The following is a 22,632-nucleotide window of genomic DNA, read 5'->3' as shown; positions in this document are numbered from 1 at the left end:
AAAAATGTTAGAATTAAAAAGCATAAAAAAAGATTATCATGTGGGCGATCAAACTGTCCAAGCATTGAAAGGTATAGACCTTAAATTTAGAAAAAATGAATTTGTATCTATATTAGGACCATCAGGTTGTGGGAAGACTACAATGTTAAATATCATTGGTGGACTTGACAGATATACAAGCGGCGATTTACTGATTGATGGTAAATCAACAAAAAGATTTAAAGATCAAGAATGGGATGCATATAGAAACTCAACGATTGGTTTTGTATTCCAAAACTATAACTTAATATCACATCTATCAGTTATTGATAATGTAGAGATGGCATTGAGTTTATCAGGTATCGGTTCTAAGGAACGTAAAGAAAGAGCTGAAAAAGTATTAACAGATGTTGGGCTTAAAGACCAACTATATAAAAAACCAAATCAATTATCAGGTGGACAAATGCAACGTGTGGCTATCGCTAGAGCACTTGTAAACAATCCTAAAATACTATTAGCAGATGAACCAACTGGTGCACTAGATAGTAAAACAAGTAAGCAAATCATGGAAGTAATTAAAACGATATCAAAAGATCGTTTGGTAATTATGGTTACTCACAATAGTAAAATTGCTGAGAAATACAGCGATAGATTAATCAAATTATTAGACGGTGAAGTAATTAATGACTCTAATGGTGTAAACCAAAAAGAAGTAGAAACAACAGGAACACTAAATAATAAAAAAACTGCTATGTCATATGGACAAGCAGTTCGTACAAGTTTTAAGAATTTATTTACAAAAAAAGGTAGAACAATTATTACCGCAATCGCAGGTAGTATCGGAATCATCGGAGTAGCACTTGTACTTGGGTTATCTAACGGGATGACAGAGTACGTAGGAGATATTGAATCAGATTCACTAGCAGGATATCCAATAACAATATCTGAAGTAGTTGCAACAGATATGTTTGGACCAAGTGACATGCAAGATCAATTTGAGGAAAACACAGAATTTATTGACGAGGACATTGTATATTCTTATGACCCTGTCGCTGAAACAATTACACACCGTAACGTGTTTAGTACAGAGTTCATTGAGTATTTAGAAGAAATGGATTCTGCATACTATACTTCTATTTCATACTCTAGTGCGATTGCGATCAATATGGTTAGAGAGAACGAAAATGGTACGTACAACCTTGTACAAGAAGAAATAAACAATGGTGGCGGTCCATTTGGTGGATTATCAACATATTCACAATTACCAGACAACCAAGATTTTATTGAGTCACAATATGATATAATTGCAGGTGAGTATCCAACAAATGCAAACCAAGCTGTTCTTGTAGTTGATTCAGAAAATCAATTAAATGTTACAGTGTTAGAAGAACTAGGGTTACTAATTGAGGACGATTATACATTCAGTGATTTCTTAGGTAAAGAATATAAAATCATTCCAAACAATGTATACTACAATCAAGTTGGAGAGAATTATTTACCAAGCACAGATTACGATGCTATGTTCAACAATCCGGATTCAATGACAGTTGAAATAGTTGGTATACTAAGAGTAAATGAGGATGCAACAAGTGAAATCTTAACTGAAGGCATTTGGTATACATCAATGCTTACAGATGCTTTACAAACAGATGCAGCAAACTCAGATATAGTATTAGCCCAAATCGCATCACCAAATTCTAATATCTTAACTGGACAAGCATTCTCAGAATTTGCAACGTATGATAACATGATGCAATATTTAGGTGAAAACACTACTCCAGTTGGAGTTCAAATATATCCTACAAGTTATGAATCTAAAGATTTAATCAAAAACTATTTAGATGATTATAACGTCGGAAAAACAGAAGATGAGCAAATCGTTTATACAGATATCGCAGAAGTAATTTCAAGTACAATCTCAAGTCTAATCGGAACAATCACGATCATTCTGACTGCACTAGCTGGTGTTAGTTTAGTAGTTTCATCAATCATGATTGGGATCATCACATATGTAAGTGTAGTAGAACGTACAAAAGAAATTGGAATTATGAGAAGTCTTGGAGCAAGAAAAAAAGACATTTCAAGAATCTTTAACGCAGAGACTTTATTGATAGGGCTAGGTAGTGGTATACTAGGTGTAATAGTATACTATATATTACAAACACCAATTAATAGTATTGTTGGTAATTTAATAGATGCAGAATCATTTGCAAACCTACCAATATCATACGCAGTATTTTTAGTAGTATTGTCAAGTTTCTTAACATTAGTATCTGGTTTAATTCCGAGTAGAATCGCTGCGAAGAAAGATCCAGTAACCGCATTAAGAACTGAGTAATAATAAGGAGTGATCACATGTTAAAAATCTTAGTAGCAGAAGACAATTATAATATCCGTAATTTAATTTGTAAGAACTTAGAATTGAATGGATATGAAACAGTTAGTGCTGAGAATGGTGAAGTAGCGTTTGATTTATTTACAAATCAACATATTGATTTAGTTGTATCAGACATTATGATGCCAAAAACAGATGGTATCACTCTAGTAAAAGAAATTAGAGATATAAACTTAGACATTCCCATTATTATAATGACAGCTTTAGATTCCTTTACAGATAAAGAGAAAGGTTTTACAAGTGGCGCAGATGACTATATTGTAAAACCAGTAGACATGGATGAACTGATCCTTAGAATAAAGGCTCATCTAAGAAGATATAAGATAATAAGTGAAAATCATTTTTCACATAAAGGAGTACATTTAGACTTCAATGATCACAAATGTACAATAGATAATCAAATAACAGAATTAAAGAACAAAGAGTTCTTATTACTATACAAATTATCAGCTTCAAACGGTAGAATTTTCACCAGAGAACAGTTGATGAATGAAATATGGGGATTTGATAGTGAATCATATGAAAGAACGGTAGACACTCATATAAGAAGATTAAGAGAAAAAATAAAGACTCAAGATCTTGAAATAATTACAGTGAGAGGTCTTGGATATAAGGTGGTATTAAAATGAATAAAGTTACAGTAAAAGTATTTTTCTCAACGATGCTAGTAATTGTACTAGCCTCGGCTATACCAAATCTTATCTTATACTTCAGAGGGTATGAGTATCCTGAAGAGTTCAGAGATGATAGACCTTATTTATTGATCACAATCTTTTCCGTCTTTTTCTTAATCATGGTCTTTAACTTTATAATGAATAAAATTGTTTATAAGAGAATGAAAAATTTAAACAATGCCACAAAAGAAGTTATTATTGGAAACTACGATGTACAAATCGAAACTGGAAAAAAAGATGAAATCGCAGACTTGATCCAGAACTTCAATATAATGACACAAGAATTAAAAATGAACGAGTATCAAAACAAAGAGTTTGTAAGAAACTTCTCACACGAGTTAAAGACACCCTTGTCAGCAATCAAAGGATACTCTGATTTAATCCTAAAAGACGATATCTCAAAAGAAGAACTGAAAGAATACGCAACCATAATCTCGAATGAATCAAGTAGACTAACAGAGTTAAGTAGAAATATGTTGCTGATATCATTGGTTGATTCAAAAGTTATCCTTCCAAAACAAGATACATATAATGTTTCTGAACAAATAAGAAATGTTATCCAACTCACTCATTTGTCTTGGGAAGAAAAAGAATTAGAGTTCGAATTAGATTTTCCAGATATAAAACTTACATCAAATAAAGAATTACTTTATCAAGTATGGATGAACCTAATCAGTAACGCTATAAAGTTCTCACCAAGAAAGAGTACTATAAAGTTGAACCTGATTGAAAAAGATGAAAAACATATATTCATAATAGAGAACAAGGCAACGATTACCAAGGATAACATCGGTAAACTATTTGATTTATTCTTCATATTAAATAAATCAAGAGACAACCAATCAAATGGAATCGGGTTAACGTTAACCAAAAAGATCATAACAAAACTGGGTGGAAACATATCAGTAGAATCAGAAGATGATATCACAAAATTCATTATTGAGTTTTAATCTAAATAGAAACGAAGCATTCTGATTTATAGAATGCTTCTACTCTTTAAAAAGATAATAATAAATATGGTTAGTATAAGTACTATTTATCAGAAGAATTACACCGAAAACTATAAATCTAATAAAGGAAATAAAAAAATAAATGCATATTTGTCTTGCATTTATCGAAATACAGTGTATTCTTGAATAGATGGAATAATTATGTGAAATACAAATTAGATAACGGTGTTACCTAAACTTATATTAAACAGAAGTAATTTATCAAATATAAATAGGAGGTAACAAACATGACTGGTACAGTAAAATGGTTCAACGCTGAAAAAGGTTTCGGATTCATCACATCTGAAAATGGAGAAGATGTATTTGCACATTTCTCTCAAATTCAAAAAGATGGTTTCAAATCTTTAGAAGAAGGAGAAGCTGTAAGCTTCGATGTAGTTAATGGACAAAAAGGTCCTCAAGCTGAAAATATCGTAACTTTATAGTTCGAACTTAAAAGGCCGTTATCGGCTTTTTTTCTGCATTTTTTTGGAAAATGTAAAAAACTATTTGCATTTATTAAATACTATGATACTATTACTAAGCACTAGGATTTAAAGTGTGCTTTGACTGCCGTCTTAGCATATTGGGCTATCTAACCTATCAAAGGGTCCTAGAGTAGATTTAGTTTCTAGTAACGTTTTCCAGCGTTACAGACGGATTCTAATTTATGGAGATATCTTCGGATATCTCTTTTCTATATAAGATTAAGGAGACTATTATGGACGGAAGAAACAGAAACAACATTAAAGTAGGTAGTACTGTTTTAGTGGTTGAGAAGCATAATCAAAGAACTAATGTATTAACTGAGGGTATTGTTAGTAAAATATTAACAAACTCAAAGAATCATCCTCATGGAATAAAAGTAATGTTAGAGGATGGTATTGTAGGTAGAGTAAAAGAAATAAAGTAAAGACTTCAATTATGAAGTCTTTTTTTTATTAATGGTTAATATGATATAATTGATTAGATAATTATAAAGGGCGGTGTATTATGGATAAAAGAACTGGTTTGATTATACTAAGTGTGATTGTATTATTGATTATGCTTCTTTTTCCACTAGATTTACTGATGGTACCAAACGTATCACCACTAGAGTACTTGGAGTTGAAACCTTTTGTTGAAGTAGGGAACATTACAGTAATTGTCCCTAGCTCAACTATAATCGTATATATTCTAGGTATTGTTACTATTTTTATAGGGATTAAACTTTTTAGAAATATAGAACCATACAAGAGATACTGGGGTATTGCATTAATACTCTGGGGTATTGGAACAATTCTAGCAGGAACAAGTTATCAGGGTCTTGGATATCAATTAAAATGTGAAGGACAAACTTTGTGTTTATTCACAAGTTGGTTTGAACTAAGCTACTTATATGTAACTGGACTAAGTATTATGATAATGGGATATGCAGTCGCTTTGAAATCAGTAAACTCTGATTACATTAAACGATACTCTAAAATAATTTATATAGGATTTATTATCTACACATTGTCATTAATAACAGGTGTGATTTTTAGCATCAAGTTCCTTGTTACATATGAATGGTTTTTACTTTTATTCTTGCCATACTTTATTTCATTTATGGTGATAAATGTAAAAAGATTTAGATTAGATAAGACATTGATTGATAAGAAACTCATGAATGTTTGGATAAGTATGCTTGTAATAAATATTCTGTATTTCGTATACTTCTATAGTGGTATCGCAGAATTATTATATAATGATTTTAATATATGGTTTTCAGCTAACGATGTGTTACATGTAGGGTTGATTCCGTGGATGATATACATATATCATTCACTAAAATAGAGAAGGATGTGTAATTATGAATATACTTCAGATCACAATTAGTTTATTTTTAGTACTTGAATCGTTGAATATTTTGATTCTTTATACTAATCCAAAATCATCAAAAGGGAATGGTGTTGGAATTTTTAATTCAATTCATAGTGTTGAGGGTACCAATCCAAAAGATGATTTAGTAAGATACTTAATTAGATGGGTAGCAAATGCGAAAGTTATTTTTGTTGCACTAGGTATAGTAATAGTGATTTTTGGAAATGAAACGATTCAGTTATATACAAGTATCGCATTTGCACTTTCAATATTGATGTACTTTGTTACACTACACCCAATTATTGTTAAACTTGATAATGAAGGCGAGATAACGCCTATAGGATATTCTAAAACGTTGGCAATGATGATTGTTGGTTTTATATTAATTTTTGTAGTTGGTATCGTTGTTCATTTATTAACATAAATACTATATATATAAGCATTTATAAATGTATGTGGTAAAATAGAAACGAGGTGAGAAGAATGCTTGAATTATTTTATATTGATCACGAAATTATTATGCAGTTTGCATTCTACTTTTTAGTGGCTTTAAATGTTCTTGTTTTGAGTTTCTTCTTGGTTTCGAAAAAGAAGTACAAAATTGGTTATTTAATATTAGGAAATGTCGCGTTTTTACTACAACACATTTTTATCTTATTAGATATTTATACGGTTGTTAATTTCTCATCACTGGTAAATATTGTAGAAATAACTGCAATTATACTTTATATTATTTCGTTGCTATCACTTTACAATATAGAGATAAACTATAAGAAATACTGGTTATACTGGTTTGTTTCAACAATCGGGATAATGGCGATTACAATCGGCTTTAACACCATATCTTATTTAAGAGCTTTCTCTGCTTTAATTATTGTTGTTATGGTAATAGAGCTCCTGTTTTATGTAAATAAGAAAAGGGTGTTAACTGATTCACATTTCCATTTGTTTATTAATTTGAATTTGACCTTATATTTACTATTAAAACTTGCATTGATATTTGTTAGGATATATTCTTCTACGGTAGAGACTTCTATTGAAAGTATTCAAGTATCAATTGTTACATTTACTTTTGTTACAATAATATTTATAATTTGGTTTAATCTAAGCATACTGTTCTTAACATATGAGAAACTGTATTTAAGCTTTAAGAATATGAGTTATACAGATACTCTAACGGGTGTTTTTAACAGAAGATATGCTTTTATGAAACTTGAGGAATATTATGAGTTATATGTGAGGAAAAAACTTAACTTTGCAGTGATACTATTAGATATTGATGGCTTTAAATCTGTAAATGATAAATACGGTCACAAAGTTGGAGATGTATTATTGAGAGAGTTTTCAAGATTTATGGAAGATGTTCTTAGAAAAGTAGATACATTTGCAAGATATGGTGGAGATGAATTTCTGGCAATTGTAAATGTTGATCATTATGAAGAAAGCCAGGAATTGATGTTTCGAATATTAGAGAAACTCGAAGAAACAACGTTTACATCTGATAATATCAAAATCACCGTTAGTGGAGGAGTTGTTATTTTAAATAATGACAATACAGTTGATAGTGTTGATCAAATAATAGATATTATTGATGAAAGGCTTTATAAAGCGAAAAAGCAAGAAGGAAATGTTATAAAATAGATTAAAAGGAGCTATCAAAGCTCCTTTTTTATGTAAAAAAAAGGCAAGAATACACTAAAAAATGCTACAATAGTTATAGTGATAAATAGAGGTGTGATGTATGAAAAGATTAATAGTAAGTATAATGTTATTAATTACATTATCTGCTTGTTCAGTGTCAGTTCCAAATGACGCATTTGAACGAGAGTTTTTTAGGTTGTCTTCATCCATACCTAGTACATTAACTGAAGACTTTGAATTTGACACTGAATCTGACAATTTTAATATAGTATATTACATTGACGATGAAATTGTTACTAACATAATATATGTTCCAAGACCCAATGATTATGAAGTTGAACTCGCTGTTGAAATTAGCAATTCTGACGATATTAGAGTATTTACTAAAACACTTGTTTTAGAAGGGAATGTTGTCTTATATCACGAATATCTAAAAGAGATAACATTTACTGAATTCTTTAAAAGTGTTCAGTATGGAATCCCAATGTTATTACAATCTAATACAACGTTACCCGATAGAGATGTAGTGGGTACGAATGTAAATTATGATATTGATTGTGCAGATATAATTAGAGGAAGAATTGTATATACCTATCCTGATGCAGATGAATTATGCACCTTAGAAGCGACAATCACATTAAATGGAGAAACTAGAACAGAGTCATATAATCTTATTATGGTTTCTGTAGATAATTTAAGAAAATTACCTGAAGTACATATTAATACAACAAACGATCAAACTGTCGAGAGAGACAAAGTCTTTGTCCCTGGAACGTTATCAATGTATCCAAATGATAATACTGAGTTTGATGAAATGATTGATATTCCTTTGCAAATTAGAACACGAGGAAACTCAACTTTGTTTATGCCAAAACCTGCATTTAAAATTAAGTTTGATGAGAAACAAAAGTTTCTATCATATTATGCTGAGAAAGACTGGGTTCTTCTTGGTAATCATGTGGACCAAACATTGTTAAGAAACTACTTAGCATTCTCAATGGCTGCAAACTTAGATATGGCATTCAGCCCATCTGTTCATTTTGTTGATGTATATTTGAATGGGGAGTATTTAGGAAATTACCTTTTAACAGATCAAATAGAAATAACAAATGATCGTGTTGACATAGATGAACATTTACCTGGAATTGATACAGGATACTTAATTGAGTATCATGTGGGATTGTACAATGAAGGTATTGATAATACAGATGATAATTACTTTATAATAGATGGAATTCCTTTTGTCATTCATGCTCCAGATGTTTTAGAACCAACGTACGAGAATGCACAAAAAGTATACATTGAAAATTACTTCAACAATCTTCTAGATACCTTAGAACAGGGAAATGATTACTCTGGTTTAATCGATGATTCCACGTTTATTGATTGGTTTATCGTAAATGAAATATTCAAGAATGTAGATGTTGGATACTCAAGTATATATTATTATAAAGATGTGAATGATGTACTAAAAATGGGACCTGTCTGGGATTTTGATTTGAGTTCAGGAAACCCAGGATACTTGGCAGAAAGAGGTCCAGAAGGTTGGTATACAGCCAATGAGAATAAAAACATATTCCTTCATCATTTAATGGATTATCCGGAATTTAGAGAAAAACTAAAAGATCGATGGAACGATGTATATGAACGAGAATTAAGATCTGTCTTACCTCAAGTTCACCAGGTCTCAGATGCTATAACACATTCTGCATATATGAATTTTGAAACATGGGATGTAATTGGTGTAGATTACAATTGGTATACTGCACCTGAACTTTATGATTTAAAAACATATGATGAACACGTATGGCATTTATATGATTATTTGGAAACAAGGTTAGAGTGGTTAAATGAAGCAATCAATGATTTAGATTAAAAAGCACACTCTGTGCTTTTTTTATTGAATAGTATTTTTTATTAGTTATAGTCTCATGATATAATATGTTGAGGTGATGGTATGGATCATATTGTATTTTTAGATAAAAAATCAAAGGAACTTGAAAATATTCTTCTTATGAAAAAGGATGTAATTGTTAGAGGAGCAACTGGACGTAAACTTCCATACGGAAGGGTATCAATTGGAGACATATTGTATTTGGTAAATAATAATGGTGAAGGTTTGATAAAAGCAAAATGCACAGTGAAGTCGGTATTGTTTACTGATAAACTAACCACAGATGAATCGAATGATTTATATGACTCTTATAAAGAGAGGTCATTACTGGATAAAAGAACTGAAAAAAGATTTAGAGGTAAAAGGTATCTTACAATCATGGAAATTAATAATGTTGTCGTATTAGATAATCAATCATTTGACAAGACTGATTTCATGAATATGGATGACTGGTTACTTGTTGAAGACATCAAAAAAGTACTAAACTAAAAGGTCATTTGTTAAGACCTTTTTTATTGTTTTGATTTCCATTGAATTGATATAATATTGCATTATAATATCAAATAGTATAATATATGTATGAGTTTATTTAATAAGGAGTTTTTATTATGATAGAAAAAGTAAAAGGAAGTATCTATTTTAAGTTATATATTGCTTTTTTTAAGATTGGACTCTTCACTTTCGGTGGAGGATATGCGATGTTACCAATGCTTAGAAAAGAAGTTGTTGATAAACATGAATGGGCTACTGACGAGGAAATGCTTGATTACTTTGCAATTGGGCAAAGTACACCAGGTATAATTGCGATTAATACATCAACATTCATTGGTGTAAAAAAAGCTGGTGTTCTTGGTGCATTATTTTCGACATTTGGAATGGTTACACCATCACTTATTATTATTATCAGTATAGCAAAATTCTTTGATGCATTTTCAGATAATGTATATATTGGAAAAGCATTTATGGGAATAAGAGTTATAGTTGTTGTTCTAATTCTAAACGCAGTAATTAGAATGGCTAAAAAATCAATAAAGAATTGGCTTCATGTTTTACTATTTGTTGCCGCTTTCTTAATTATAATGTTAACCTCATTGTCACCAATATACGTTGTAATCTCATCTGGTCTAATAGGTGTAATTGTACAAGTGTTTGATAGGGGTGAAGATCAATGATTATGGAATTATTAGAGTTATATTTTACATTCTTCAAAGTTGGTTTATTTAGTATTGGTGGTGGACTTGCTGCAATTCCACTTATTCAGGATTTAGTAGTAGACCAAGATTTAATTACTCAAACACAATTTACTGATATGATTGCAGTTAGTGAATCAACACCAGGACCAATTGGTGTAAACGTAGCTACCTATGTAGGATATACTATGGAGAACTACGGTATTATTGGAAGTATAGTTGCAACACTTGGAATCGTTACACCAAGTGTTATAATCATCATATTGATTGCTAAGTTTGTTATGCATTATCGTGATAACAAATATGTTGATGCAGCGTTCAAAGGAATCAGACCCGCAGTTACAGGGTTGATATTAACAGCCGCTACAACAGTAGCTCTTGCAAGTATTTTTAATGCCGAAGCATATAAACTTACAAAAGACGTTTTAGACTTCTTTCAATGGAAAGCTCTCATATTGTTTGTTGTATTCTTCTATGCATCTAATAAATGGAAACACCATCCAATTTGGTATATATCACTTGCTGGTATTATCGGAGTATTTATATTCTAAGGCAGAATTATTCTGCCTTTTTATTGCTTATTGTTTGTTACAATGAGTTACATTTATTACTATATAATTAGAGGTGATTAAATGAAGAAGTATATCGTATTTGGATTTACCAACGTTGAAACTTTTAATAAAAGTGAAGAACCAACACAACAAGAGAGAGAGTTAATCTTTAAACAATGGATGGAATGGAAAGACGAACTAGGTGAGTTGCTTGTATCAATGGGATCACCACTTATCAACGGAGTGGCATTAAATGATACAGGGATATTAGATGATAACGTAAGTAATTTATCTGGATATATGATTATAAAAGCAGAAAATCAAAAACATGCATACGAGTTATTGAATAAGTCTCCGTTATTCCAAAGAGGACATGGACAGAAGTACGAATTATTCGAATGTATAATGTAAGAAATATATAAACTCGATATAACTCGAGTTTTTTTCATACGTTATACACATGTTTACGATATAATCTAATATGATTATTACTGTTAAAGTGGTAAACTATATATAACAGTTTATTGAGGTGATGACAATGGCTTTACGTAAGAATGTATTACTAGAAGAACTAGATAAACTAAGAGATAGTTTAAAACAACAAGAGTTTGAGTTAAAAGGAAGAACTCCTATCATCTGTTCAGATGAAGTACTTAAACAAATAGCAAAAAACAAGCCACTTAAAATAAGTGACTTTTTGGCGATTTCTGGAATCGGTAAAGTATTTATGGATAAATATGGAACACAGTTTTTGAAAGTTGTTTTGAATCATCAAAGTGAATCAGTGAAAGAAGTAAAAGTATCAAAGAATGCGTATAAAGTTTTAGATCATTACAAAGATAGACTAACTAATATATCTAGAAGAAATCCCAATTTATATATGGGTAAAACTTCAAAGAAAAGATCTTTTGATTTAGCACTTCTCGATCAAGAAGAGGCAATCATTGATTTTATAACAAACAAAAGAAAAACTAACTTGAGTTTAGTATTCCCACAAACATATAGTGGGGAGATACTAGAAAGACATGTGACCAATCTTTATCGAGAAACCAATAAGGATGAGAAAGAGACTGGGTCATACGACCTTTACATCGCATATCCTTATGTTGAAGGTGTTTTTAAGAAAGATAACTTTGCTATTAGAGCTCCATTACTTTATTTCCCAGTAAAACTAATTAGAAATAAAAGAGAGCTAATAATTAAGAAAGACAAAGACAAAGATATTATTTACAATAGAGACTTATTACTAGCTACGTCAAAAATGGAAAAGAATGATGTTGATTCAAATGTCCCATTTATAGACAAAGTTGATAAGAAAACGATTAATGAAATCGTAATCCCTTATTATATCAAAAATGGAATAAACATAACAAAAAGCAAGATATCTATGCAATATGAAATCTTTAATAATGTGTTAAAAGATAAATTTGTTAAACGTAGAAAAAACATGTTTGAAGTAAAAGAACACATTACAGTAGGTAGATATAAATTGTATTCATCTATGATTCAAAAAGATATGAGCAAAATTTTAGACTCTAATAAGTACAACAATTTATTAGAAGGTTTGATAGATGAATCAAACTTGTATGATTCTGAAATTGAAACAGTGTTCCAGTTAGAAGGAACTCCTGTAAAAGAGGAAAGATTATCATATATTAATGAGATAAATTATTCTCAAGAAAAGGTAATTGATCTTTTAAACCAAGAACAGAAACTTGTTATTTGGGGACCACCTGGTACAGGGAAGTCTCAAACTATTACTAGTTTAATCGCCTCTAGTATATTAAAGGGTGAGAATGTATTGGTTGTTTCTGAAAAGAAAGTAGCACTAGACGTTATTTATTCAAGACTTAAAGGTGCAAGTAAATACTCTATGTTTATAGATGATGCTGAAAATAAACAATCATTCTATCACAAACTTGCTGAGTTTCTAAATCCAGTTTTACCCACAAGAACATTGAATAATGATATATATATATTAGAAGAAGAAATCAATGAGTTACTAAGAGCTCTTAACAAATCTATGGACTTAATGTATGTAAAAACAATTCAAGAAGTACCAATGTATCGTTTGTATCAAAGATACATCAAAGATAGAGATATCATTAATGAACTAACACCTAAAAAAGTTCACAACATGTTCAAAGAAACATTTAGAAAACCTGATTTTAAAACTTTAGAGAAACTTGAGAAGTTATTCGATAAAAGAAGCCATCTAATTAACTATATTAATCACGATGCAATTATTGAAGACTTTCCAGTATTCGATAAATTGGAAACAAAGATTACAAGATCCAATAAAATAGAACTTGAGCAATTTTCAAAGGATATCGAAAAGTATCATTCCAAGTATAAAAAAAGTTGGATGTTTGGAAAAGGTAGAATTAAACGAAAACTATTTAAAAAATATAGTAGCCAATTATTATTCCTAACAAACAAAAAGACAACTGAAAGAAAATACATAACATTAGCGCTTGAAGATGGTAAACTTCATAACTACATAATGGAAAATATAAACAGAATCAACAAACTTAAAGAACAGTATAATTTACTTGATTCTAATGCAATCACATTTATAAGAATGTTAAGGTATAATGAATTACTTCAATCGCAAAAGGATATTGTTAAATTAAGACATTACTTATTTGATGCATTCTACACAGGGTACCTGGAAGAATTCAAAGCTAAGAATCAAAAGCATTTATATATACTTGATAAATATAAAGAAAAAGTAGAATTAATGAATGTATTGATGGAACAAAAACAACAGGTTTCCACAGAATCATTTGAGATGGAATTATATAAACATGCAGTTAACTTAACGAATACAAAGCGTATTATGGATATCAAAAGAATACTAGAAACAGAACGTAAAATGAGTGTGAAAGCATTCATAGACATCTTCCAGTTAGAACTAATGAATAACGTTAGAGTATGGATGATGACTCCTGAAGTTGTTTCAGCTGTGATTCCTCTTGTATACGGTATGTTTGATTTAGTTATATTTGATGAAGCATCACAAATGTATGTTGAAAAAGGAATACCTGCTATCTATAGAGCTAAGAAAGTAGTTATAGCTGGAGATACAAAACAGCTAAGACCATCATCTTTAGGGATTGGTAGACTTGATGATGACGATGAATATTTTGAAGATGATGTATTAAAAGATGTTTCTATGGATGCTAAAAGTCTTCTCGATTTAGCGAGGTATAAATATCATGAGACAATATTAAACTATCATTATAGAAGTGTATATGAGGAGCTAATAGCTTTCTCAAACCATGCGTTTTATGATGGAAAGTTAATTGTGTCTCCAAATCAGTCGGAGAGTATTAAACCACCAATTGAATATATTCATGTAAAAGATGGTACATTTGTAAATCGAAGAAATATTGAAGAGTCAAAACAAGTAATCAAGTTGATAAAAAAAGTATTTAGAGAAAGACAAAATAACGAAACAATAGGTGTCATTACTTTTAATAGTACACAACGTGATCAAATAGAGAATTTGATTGATGAAGAACTATTTAAAAGAGGAAGATACCAAAAAGAATTTGAACAAGAGCTATTTAGAAGTGAAGATGGAGAAGACAAAAGTCTGTTCGTCAAAAATATCGAAAATGTTCAAGGGGACGAAAGAGATATTATTATCTTCAGTATGGGATACGCAAGAGATGAAGAAGGTATTGTAAGAAGACGCTTTGGTTGGTTAAATAATGACGGTGGACAAAACAGATTGAATGTAGCTATTTCTAGAGCTAAGAAAAAAATCTATTTCGTATCATCATTATTCCCTGAGGAACTTAAAGTGGAAGATTTAAAAAGCACAGGACCTAAACTACTTAAAGACTATATGCGATATTGTTACTACATATCTTCAAAGAAACCTGCTTTAGCCAGAGAAGTATTGAATCATCTTCATACAACTGATATTAAAGAAGAAACTAATACAAGTTTACTTATAGATGATGTGAAACAAAGGTTAGAGAAAAACGGGTATACAGTTAGAACAGATATTGGAATTGGGAACTACAGTATCAATCTTGCTGTGTATGATGAAGAATCAAGTTCATACAAATTAGGTATTATTTGTGATATTGATAATTCATATGAAATTAACGCTAGAAGAGATATGATACATCAAGAGAAATACTTGTCAGCTAGAAATTGGAAGTTGTATCGATTGTTTTCATCTAATTGGTATACTGATCCAAACAAAGAAATGAGAGTACTTCGAGATTTACTTAAATAAAAAACAGATGCAAATTTGCATCTGTTTTCTTTATATTGATTTTAGATTAAACCAGTGTGGAACCAAAACATCATTCTCGATGTCTTTAACGATAGAAACGATAGAATCATTTATTGGAGTTTCTATATTTACTCTATCTCCATATTCACATACAACACCATTTATAGAATCAATTTCAGTTTTTCTTCCTAAATCTAAATCTCTTAACATACTCGATTTTATATTACTGTGTTTTTTCATTGCCATCGGAATAATTAAAAGACTGATTTGCTTTTTAAACCAATTGTTGTAATTCAGTAATTTCACTACGTTTTTACCTTGAATTGGTTCGATTTTTATTCCAGAAGCATGTGCTACATCAATACATTCTTTAATTGCCTTTAGCGCAATTACTCTTGATTTTCTATTGCCAGCGATCACACCGAACGTTTCACCAGTTACAACACTTAAACCACTGAATGCAGCATTTACTAGTAGCTTAGCCCATCTTGCACCTGTGAAGTTTTCTTCTACTTTTACATTACCCATTGTATTTAGCAATTCAATTGTATAGTTAAGTAAACTGTCATCGTTATCTCCATACTTACCAATACTAAACGTAAGTGTTTCACGATCAGGATTACTAGTTAATTCAGCAACTCCATTTCCGTGTAGTGTTGCTCCCCAGCTCATAGTACAACCGAGCGTTCTATCTTTTCCAATTACATCCGCAACGCTTGCTTCTGGTAATCCATTTTGCATTGTACAAATATTACCTTTATCAGACAAGAATGGTAGTAATGATTTAACTATCTCAGTATTCATTTTTTGTTTAGTCATTAACAGAATAATATCATACTTACCTTTCATTTGGTTAGGTAGTAACGCATTAACTTCTTGTGTGAATTCAATCTTACCAATTACTTTTGCTCCATTATTCTTTAATCCTTTAACATGCTCTTTGTTTCTATTGATTAAATCTACTTGATAACCAGCCTTTGTTATATATGCGCCAAGTACTGTACCCATTGCCCCAGCACCATAAATTGCTACTCTCATAAAATCACCTCATTTATAAGTATAACACAACATAATTCGCTCTAACAAAAGTAATTAGTGGCTTTGTAAAAGTTTTTTTATAGGATTGTTTTATTTATAAAAAAATATGTGATATAATGTGATTGTATATTAGAATATTTATAAATAGAGAGGTAATGATGATGAATCAAAAAGTAGCTATTATTGGGACAGGTCCATCAGGAATGGCAGCAGCACAAGTATTGGCACAAGACGGATTCAATGTGACAATGTATGAGAAAGCAGATCGTCCTGGGGGAATCTTAATGTATGGGATTCCACACATGAAACTTAATAAAAATAATGTGCTTAAAAAAGCAAAAGTTTTAGAAGATCTAGGAGTTAAGATTATATGTAATACATGTATTACAAAGGAAGAAGCAGCAAATCAAATTGCGAATGATTTTGATGCAGTATTATTAGCTACAGGAGCAGAAAAGGCTAGAGATGTAAATATTGATGGTAGACAACTTCATAACATTCATTTCGCAATGGAGTTTCTAACAGACAATACAAAGCATTTGCTAGATGGTTCACCTTTGAAAATTGATGCAAAAGGTAAATCGGTTGTAATTATTGGTGGTGGAGACACTGCGAATGATTGCGTAGCAACAGCTATAAGCCAAGGTGCGAAAAGTGTAAGACAACTGGAAATCAGTCCTAAAAAAGACGATCGCAAAAAGTCTTATTACGATTTTGATGAAGATGAAGTTAGACTGTATGAGAAGACAGCAGTTAAGTTCATTGAAGCAGATGGTAAGGTATCTAAAATTGTCACTGATCAAGTAGAAATTCTTAGAGATGAAAATGGTACTAAAATTGAGTTGAAAGATCAAAAAGGTGAAATCGACGCAGACTTAGTATTTGTAGCAATTGGATTTCTTGGACCTATCGACGAAGCCTTAAGTGCATTCGACATTAAACTTGATAGAAGCAAACACAATAGAGATACCAAAATTTTCACAACTGATAAAGAAAATGTATTTATTTGTGGAGATGCAAGAAGAGGACAAAGTTTAATTAAATGGGCTATTCAAGAAGGTAAGTTGGCTGCATTAACAGTTGAGGATTATTTAGAAAATAAATAGGATTACATTTGTAATCCTTTTATTTGTAAAAAATTGTATATGTTGGATTAAATAGGGTATAAATCGTTATACTAACTATAGAGGTGATACTATGTATTTTGATTTTGATAATAGTTATTTACTATTAAAACCTGAAATGTATGAAATTATTAATAGAACAGAATTTAGAAATCCAGAATATTTGATTTTCAATGATAGTTTGTCAAAAAAACTGGGTATTAATGAGAAAATAAAAACTCCAGAAGGCGCGCTTTATCTTTCAGGCAAAAATCCAGAGATTAAATATGCTCAAGCATATGCAGGACATCAGTTTGGTTATTTTAACGTTCTTGGAGACGGTAGAGCATTAATGCTTGGAGAACATTTATACAAGGATAAAAGAACTGATATACACTTAAAAGGATCTGGGAGAACATCTTATTCAAGAGGTGGTGATGGAAAAGGGACTTTGTATTCAATGTTAAGAGAGTATATTATAAGTGAAAGTTTAAGTAATATGAATATTCCAACAACTAGGACATTAGCAGTCTTGAAAACAAATGAAAAAATTCAAAGAGCGAAAATTGAGAATGGTGGATTACTCGTTAGAACTGCTGAAAGTCATATCAGAGTAGGTACTTTTCAGTTCGCTGCTACACAATCTAAAGAACATGTTAATGAATTATTAGAGTACACAATTAGCAGGCATTTTCCTGAATTGTTAACAAAAGAGAATAAACCTCTGCTTTTCTTAGAAGAAGTTATGAACAGACAAATTAAACTCGTTGTACAATGGCAAAGTATTGGTTTCATTCATGGTGTAATGAATACTGATAACATGTTAGTTTCAGGAGAGTCTATAGATTATGGACCATGTGCATTCATGAACAACTATGATCCGAATACTGTGTTTAGTTCAATCGATAGAGATGGTAGATATAAATACGCAAACCAACCATATATGGCAAGCTTCAATATTGTAAAACTTGCAGAATCACTTTTGCCATTGATTGATAACGATATCGATGTTGCAGCGAATAAACTAAATGCAATCATCTCAAAGTTTGAAAGTAAATTCAAACAAGAGTATTTAAAAGTGTTTAGTAAAAAATTAGGTATTCTAAAAGAAACAGATTACAGCTTAGAATTAATAGAGGAATTTTTAATAATAATGAAAGATAACCAACTGGATTTTACAAATACATTTAAAGATTTGACAACCGGGCACCTAGGAAACCAATTTGACGATTGGGTAATTAAATGGAAACACATTATAAAAGGGTCTGATCACAATGAAGTAGTTACATTGATGAGACAAAACAATCCAGTTATAATCCCACGAAATCACATAGTTGAAGACGCAATTACAAAAGGTTCTACAGGAGATCTAAGCGATTTAAATGTATTGATGAAGTATTTATATAACCCGTTTGATTATTTAATAGAAATTGAAAATAAATACCTTCAATCCAAACATGATGACTCGTATGTTACGTATTGTGGTACATAAAAAAAAGCCGTTTTCGGCTTTTTTATTTATGAAATTTTAATACACAAAGACCTTCAATGCCATTCTTAAAGTATGTGTTATCTGTGTTAAGCATATAGTCATATACTTCTTGTATGTATTCCTTGTCCTCAATAACATCAACACTCATTACATCATATGTTTCACTTTGTAAATCAAAGGTTATATCTAAGGATTTTGTTTCTTTAATGTATTCAATCTTACCTGTATTCGTTTCAGAAAGTGCAACGAATGCATTATCATATGGTACATAATGGAAAATTCCTTTATGACTACCATGTCTAAACTTGATTAATTGTGCGTTTCCCATATTATAACTCCTTTAGTTTTATAGTTACCTATATTGTACAATATATTGGGTTTGATTTATATAATTTACTAAAAATTATTGGTATTTTTAGGTATATCATCATACTCACCTATAATTGATTTGAAAAAAATTACAGTTGAATGATGAGTGATTATCTCTACTAAAATATAGATTGATGATATAATTGATTCAAGAGGTGGTCTTATGAATGTAAAAAGAATTAAACAATTAGAGGCAAGGTTCCTTTCAAGATATAATGATGGATTTGATAGTGATGAAATGAAAGAAATTAGAAAGAAACATAATTTATCAAAACTTGTTGATTACATTCACAATGTTTGCAGTGAAGAGAATCTAAAACAAGGTCTTAATATTTTCTTCGACGTTACTAAAATCATATCTAAATCATCAATGGTTTCAGTGTTCGAGAAAATGAGATTCAGAGATTTAGTAAAAGAATTTGATAATAACGAGAAGATACTTTTCTTAGAGGCAATATATAACCTACTACATCTAGATGAAGAACTTGGGTTTAATCAGTTAGTTGATATGCTTGCACCATATAAACTTGCCAAATGGCCAATCATAACATGTTTTAGAGCTTATTATAATATGAACTACGATGTCTTTGTAAAGCCGACAACAGTAAAAAAAATTATCAAGTTTATAGAGTTACAAGACATAGTGTATACACCTAAAGTAAATTATGAGTTCTATGTCAAATATAGAGAATATATAAATGAAATGAAAAAGCATGTGGAGAATTCCATTAAACCTAGCAATCCAGCATTCAGTGGGTTTCTAATGATTACAATAGAATAGGAGAATAAATATGATAGGTAATTTTAACAATCTTCAAAGAAAAGAAATTAAATCAGATCTTGTCAAAAATGCATTTATGAAAGTTTTGGTTTCAAAAGAACAAGGTTGGGACGATCATGTTATGAGAGTGATGGAAGTAGAACAGGACGGATATACACCTAAACATAAACATCCATGGCCCCACATCAATTTTATGATAGAAGGTGAAGGAGAACTTATGATTGATGGTGTTGTAACCAAAGTAGAATCGGGATCATACGCATATGTACCAAAAGACACCATACATCAATTTAGAAATACTGGAAAATCTACATTCAAATTTATATGTATCGTTCCAGAAACAGGGCATGTATATTAAAAATGCTTATTTGAATTAATATAATGATTTACATTGTATAATAGAGTAGTAAATACAAGGAGGGCAATATGAATAAAAAGAGTTTAGTAAAATTTAAGTATAATGAACAAGTAGGATTATTCCACTATGTTATCTTTGAAAAGAATGTAGTAGTATTATCTGAAAAAGAAACTGGTAAAATAGCATATGTAAAAGAAAACGGAAATCTTTATGTTACTTTTGATGTAGAGAATGAGAATTATGATTTATTAAATGTAGAATTGGATGAATCAGAAGATTATGTTAAGAAAGTATACAACTATATGATCGAAACTAACAATCCGTATTTCCAAGATGGATTTGAGAATCTTGTAGCATTAAAATTCACAAAAAAATAAAAGAAGTCCTAAGACTTCTTTTTATTTGGTCAAATTATTCTGGAGAATCATTTGCTAACAACTTTTTATATGTGAGATCAATAAGAATTGCACCTATTGGAGCGGTAAGCATTATAGATAATACTGCCAATGCTAATATCAAACTACCTGAGGTAACTCCAACTGCAAGTGGGATAGCTCCTATTGCTGCCTGTACGGTAGCTTTAGGTAAAAATGATACTCCACAGAAAATTCTCTCATTCTTGTTTAAATTAGTATTTAAAAGGCTTAACTGAACCCCAACAAATCTAAGAATCAATCCTCCAGTTAGAATTACTACTGCAAATAGTCCTGCAGACAATGCTAGTGTTACATCAACTGCTGCACCTACTAGAACGAATAAAACCAACTCAGCAAACACCCAAACTGTATCAAATTTTTTTCGTAATCTAATTGCCCTTGTTTCACTCTTATTTAGGAACGTAATACCAATGACCATTACGCTTAGTAATCCACTAATCGGAACAATCTGGTCAATGTATGATTCAAATGATAACACAAAGAAAGATGCTGCTAGTATGATGAGTAGTTTAACTGTATCTCTTACTCTCATTTTGGCAAACAATACTGATAAGATGTATCCGATTATTATTCCAAGCACTATTCCGAGTATTATTGCAACCGGTATTAATGAAAGAGAAGCAACTGAATAACTTCCACTGGTATACATCTCCAAAAATGATGTAAATAATACTATTACGAATACATCATCTACACTTGCACTGGCTAATATCAATTGTGGTATTTTCTTTTTATCTCCCCATTTATGATCAATGAGTTTTATCATTTTTGGAACAATCACTGCAGGAGACACAGCTGCTATAACAGATCCTAGGATGGCCGCTTCTAAATAACTTATATCAAACAACAATGGTCCAATTATAATAATCGCAACTATTTCTAGAGTTGCAGGTATGAAAGACATGAGTATTGCTGGTCTTCCTATTCGTTTTAAATCGGATAGATCTAATGACAATCCAGCTCTAAGTAGTATTACAACAAGTGCAATAGTCCTTAACTCAGATGAGACTTGTAGTATATCACCACTAATAAGATCAAGGACATAAGGACCTAGTATTACTCCTGTAATAATCATCCCAAGAAACTTTGGAATATTAATCTTTCCAAACAGTTCACCAAGAATTAAACCTACTGTGAATATCAATGCTAAACTCAATAACATATAAAATCCTCCTTATGTAATCAAAAAGCCGAGACTTCTTGCATATTTATGCAGAAGTCATCAGCTTATATTTTAAGCGGTTCTAGTATCAAATACTATGGGAGAACCTCATTCCCTATCAATAATTATAGCCTACTTCACCCAAAAATCAAGTGTGAGTTCATTTTTAAACATTTAAATAACTTATTATAGTTTGGAAATAAAACTTTTCCACAACCTAATTTAGTTGCATTGCTAAAGCATTTGATTGTTTAGTCGTTTTTATGATTGACCTGTGTAATGTGGAAAAAGTTGTGGATAACTATATCGTCTGGTTTTATTGACTTTAGCTCTTTAAAGTGATTAAATTAGAGTACGGAGAAAAGAATTGGTAAATTAATTCTTGAAAGTAATATCTAAAAATGAGGTATCTATTTAAAAGTAACTTTATTAGTAATATTAGATGAACGAATATTATAAATTTATTTATAGTTTTCAAATCATTA

22 protein-coding genes and 1 riboswitch are annotated in these 22,632 nt (G+C 30.6%); of the genes, 19 read left to right on the top strand and 3 right to left on the bottom strand.

Annotated elements, in window-relative coordinates; genetic code table 11:
* Nucleotides 1-4: 4 nt before the first annotated feature.
* The 14 genes from AC2LE6_RS02975 (at nucleotide 5) to AC2LE6_RS02910 (ending at nucleotide 15,407) form a co-directional block, all read left to right on the top strand.
* Nucleotides 5-2,317 (top strand): ABC transporter ATP-binding protein/permease, encoded by a 2,313-nt coding sequence (locus AC2LE6_RS02975; RefSeq protein ID WP_484477759.1) that lies wholly within the window; start codon nucleotides 5-7, stop codon nucleotides 2,315-2,317.
* A gap of 17 nt (nucleotides 2,318-2,334) precedes the next feature.
* Nucleotides 2,335-3,003: a response regulator transcription factor gene (locus tag AC2LE6_RS02970; RefSeq protein WP_484477758.1), complete on the top strand. Its 669-nt coding sequence runs from the start codon at nucleotides 2,335-2,337 to the stop codon at nucleotides 3,001-3,003.
* Nucleotides 3,000-3,998, top strand: a complete 999-nt coding sequence (locus tag AC2LE6_RS02965; RefSeq protein WP_484477757.1) for a HAMP domain-containing sensor histidine kinase — start codon at nucleotides 3,000-3,002, stop codon at nucleotides 3,996-3,998. Before AC2LE6_RS02970 ends, AC2LE6_RS02965 begins: the two co-directional genes overlap by 4 nt.
* 287 nt (nucleotides 3,999-4,285) lie before the next feature.
* Entirely contained in the window at nucleotides 4,286-4,483 is a 198-nt protein-coding gene (locus AC2LE6_RS02960) for a cold shock domain-containing protein (protein ID WP_484477756.1), read from the top strand.
* 275 nt (nucleotides 4,484-4,758) lie between these two features.
* The gene (locus AC2LE6_RS02955; RefSeq protein WP_484477755.1) at nucleotides 4,759-4,950 is read left to right on the top strand and encodes a YwbE family protein; all 192 of its coding nucleotides are present in this window, start codon (nucleotides 4,759-4,761) and stop codon (nucleotides 4,948-4,950) included.
* Between the two features lie 80 nt (nucleotides 4,951-5,030).
* Complete coding sequence (locus AC2LE6_RS02950) at nucleotides 5,031-5,852, top strand: hypothetical protein (RefSeq protein ID WP_484477754.1); 822 nt, start codon at nucleotides 5,031-5,033, stop codon at nucleotides 5,850-5,852.
* A gap of 16 nt (nucleotides 5,853-5,868) precedes the next feature.
* Complete coding sequence (locus AC2LE6_RS02945; RefSeq protein WP_484477753.1) at nucleotides 5,869-6,303, top strand: hypothetical protein; 435 nt, start codon at nucleotides 5,869-5,871, stop codon at nucleotides 6,301-6,303.
* A gap of 59 nt (nucleotides 6,304-6,362) precedes the next feature.
* Nucleotides 6,363-7,520, top strand: a complete 1,158-nt coding sequence (locus AC2LE6_RS02940; protein ID WP_484477752.1) for a GGDEF domain-containing protein — start codon at nucleotides 6,363-6,365, stop codon at nucleotides 7,518-7,520.
* Nucleotides 7,521-7,620: 100 nt separating this feature from the next.
* Nucleotides 7,621-9,396: a CotH kinase family protein gene (locus AC2LE6_RS02935; protein ID WP_484477751.1), complete on the top strand. Its 1,776-nt coding sequence runs from the start codon at nucleotides 7,621-7,623 to the stop codon at nucleotides 9,394-9,396.
* An 81-nt stretch (nucleotides 9,397-9,477) separates the two neighbouring features.
* Nucleotides 9,478-9,903 carry a hypothetical protein gene (locus AC2LE6_RS02930; protein ID WP_484477750.1) on the top strand — a complete coding sequence of 142 codons (426 nt, stop codon included), beginning with the start codon at nucleotides 9,478-9,480 and terminating at the stop codon, nucleotides 9,901-9,903.
* A gap of 119 nt (nucleotides 9,904-10,022) precedes the next feature.
* The gene (locus tag AC2LE6_RS02925; protein ID WP_484477749.1) at nucleotides 10,023-10,586 is read left to right on the top strand and encodes a chromate transporter; all 564 of its coding nucleotides are present in this window, start codon (nucleotides 10,023-10,025) and stop codon (nucleotides 10,584-10,586) included.
* Entirely contained in the window at nucleotides 10,583-11,155 is a 573-nt protein-coding gene (locus tag AC2LE6_RS02920) for a chromate transporter (RefSeq protein WP_484477748.1), read from the top strand. The genes AC2LE6_RS02925 and AC2LE6_RS02920 overlap by 4 nt, the downstream gene beginning before the upstream one ends.
* Before the next feature lie 81 nt (nucleotides 11,156-11,236).
* Nucleotides 11,237-11,566, top strand: a complete 330-nt coding sequence (locus AC2LE6_RS02915) for a hypothetical protein (protein ID WP_484477747.1) — start codon at nucleotides 11,237-11,239, stop codon at nucleotides 11,564-11,566.
* A 127-nt stretch (nucleotides 11,567-11,693) separates the two neighbouring features.
* A complete protein-coding gene (locus tag AC2LE6_RS02910; RefSeq protein ID WP_484477746.1) occupies nucleotides 11,694-15,407 on the top strand; it encodes an AAA domain-containing protein in 3,714 nt (1,237 codons plus the stop codon).
* 30 nt (nucleotides 15,408-15,437) lie between these two features.
* Here the strand turns inward: AC2LE6_RS02910 and AC2LE6_RS02905 are convergent, their stop codons facing one another.
* The gene (locus AC2LE6_RS02905; protein ID WP_484477745.1) at nucleotides 15,438-16,445 is read right to left on the bottom strand and encodes a ketopantoate reductase family protein; all 1,008 of its coding nucleotides are present in this window, start codon (nucleotides 16,443-16,445) and stop codon (nucleotides 15,438-15,440) included.
* 161 nt (nucleotides 16,446-16,606) lie between these two features.
* On the opposite strand from AC2LE6_RS02905, the gene AC2LE6_RS02900 reads away from it, so the two are divergent.
* Both AC2LE6_RS02900 and AC2LE6_RS02895 read left to right on the top strand, forming a co-directional pair.
* Complete coding sequence (locus AC2LE6_RS02900; protein ID WP_484477744.1) at nucleotides 16,607-17,551, top strand: FAD-dependent oxidoreductase; 945 nt, start codon at nucleotides 16,607-16,609, stop codon at nucleotides 17,549-17,551.
* A 91-nt stretch (nucleotides 17,552-17,642) separates the two neighbouring features.
* On the top strand, nucleotides 17,643-19,040 hold the full coding sequence (locus AC2LE6_RS02895; RefSeq protein WP_484477743.1) for a protein adenylyltransferase SelO: 1,398 nt from the start codon (nucleotides 17,643-17,645) through the stop codon (nucleotides 19,038-19,040).
* 22 nt (nucleotides 19,041-19,062) lie between these two features.
* Here AC2LE6_RS02895 and AC2LE6_RS02890 read toward each other — a convergent pair whose 3' ends face one another.
* Nucleotides 19,063-19,368 carry a hypothetical protein gene (locus AC2LE6_RS02890; RefSeq protein WP_484477742.1) on the bottom strand — a complete coding sequence of 102 codons (306 nt, stop codon included), beginning with the start codon at nucleotides 19,366-19,368 and terminating at the stop codon, nucleotides 19,063-19,065.
* Nucleotides 19,369-19,572: 204 nt separating this feature from the next.
* Between AC2LE6_RS02890 and AC2LE6_RS02885 the strand changes: the two genes are divergently transcribed.
* From AC2LE6_RS02885 to AC2LE6_RS02875, 3 genes are all read left to right on the top strand, one after another.
* The gene (locus tag AC2LE6_RS02885; RefSeq protein ID WP_484477741.1) at nucleotides 19,573-20,190 is read left to right on the top strand and encodes a hypothetical protein; all 618 of its coding nucleotides are present in this window, start codon (nucleotides 19,573-19,575) and stop codon (nucleotides 20,188-20,190) included.
* Nucleotides 20,191-20,200: 10 nt separating this feature from the next.
* Entirely contained in the window at nucleotides 20,201-20,548 is a 348-nt protein-coding gene (locus AC2LE6_RS02880; RefSeq protein WP_484477740.1) for a cupin domain-containing protein, read from the top strand.
* Nucleotides 20,549-20,616: 68 nt separating this feature from the next.
* Nucleotides 20,617-20,925, top strand: coding sequence for a hypothetical protein (locus AC2LE6_RS02875; protein WP_484477739.1), 309 nt, complete (start codon nucleotides 20,617-20,619; stop codon nucleotides 20,923-20,925).
* A 34-nt stretch (nucleotides 20,926-20,959) separates the two neighbouring features.
* Here AC2LE6_RS02875 and AC2LE6_RS02870 read toward each other — a convergent pair whose 3' ends face one another.
* Complete coding sequence (locus AC2LE6_RS02870; protein ID WP_484477738.1) at nucleotides 20,960-22,147, bottom strand: cation:proton antiporter; 1,188 nt, start codon at nucleotides 22,145-22,147, stop codon at nucleotides 20,960-20,962.
* A gap of 44 nt (nucleotides 22,148-22,191) precedes the next feature.
* Nucleotides 22,192-22,272, bottom strand: a riboswitch (Fluoride riboswitch).
* Nucleotides 22,273-22,632 lie beyond the last annotated feature (360 nt).

It is taken from the genome of Candidatus Izemoplasma sp., from assembly GCF_982632705.1.
Note: the sequence above shows the minus strand (reverse complement) of the source record. Positions and strands in the feature narration are given on the sequence as shown.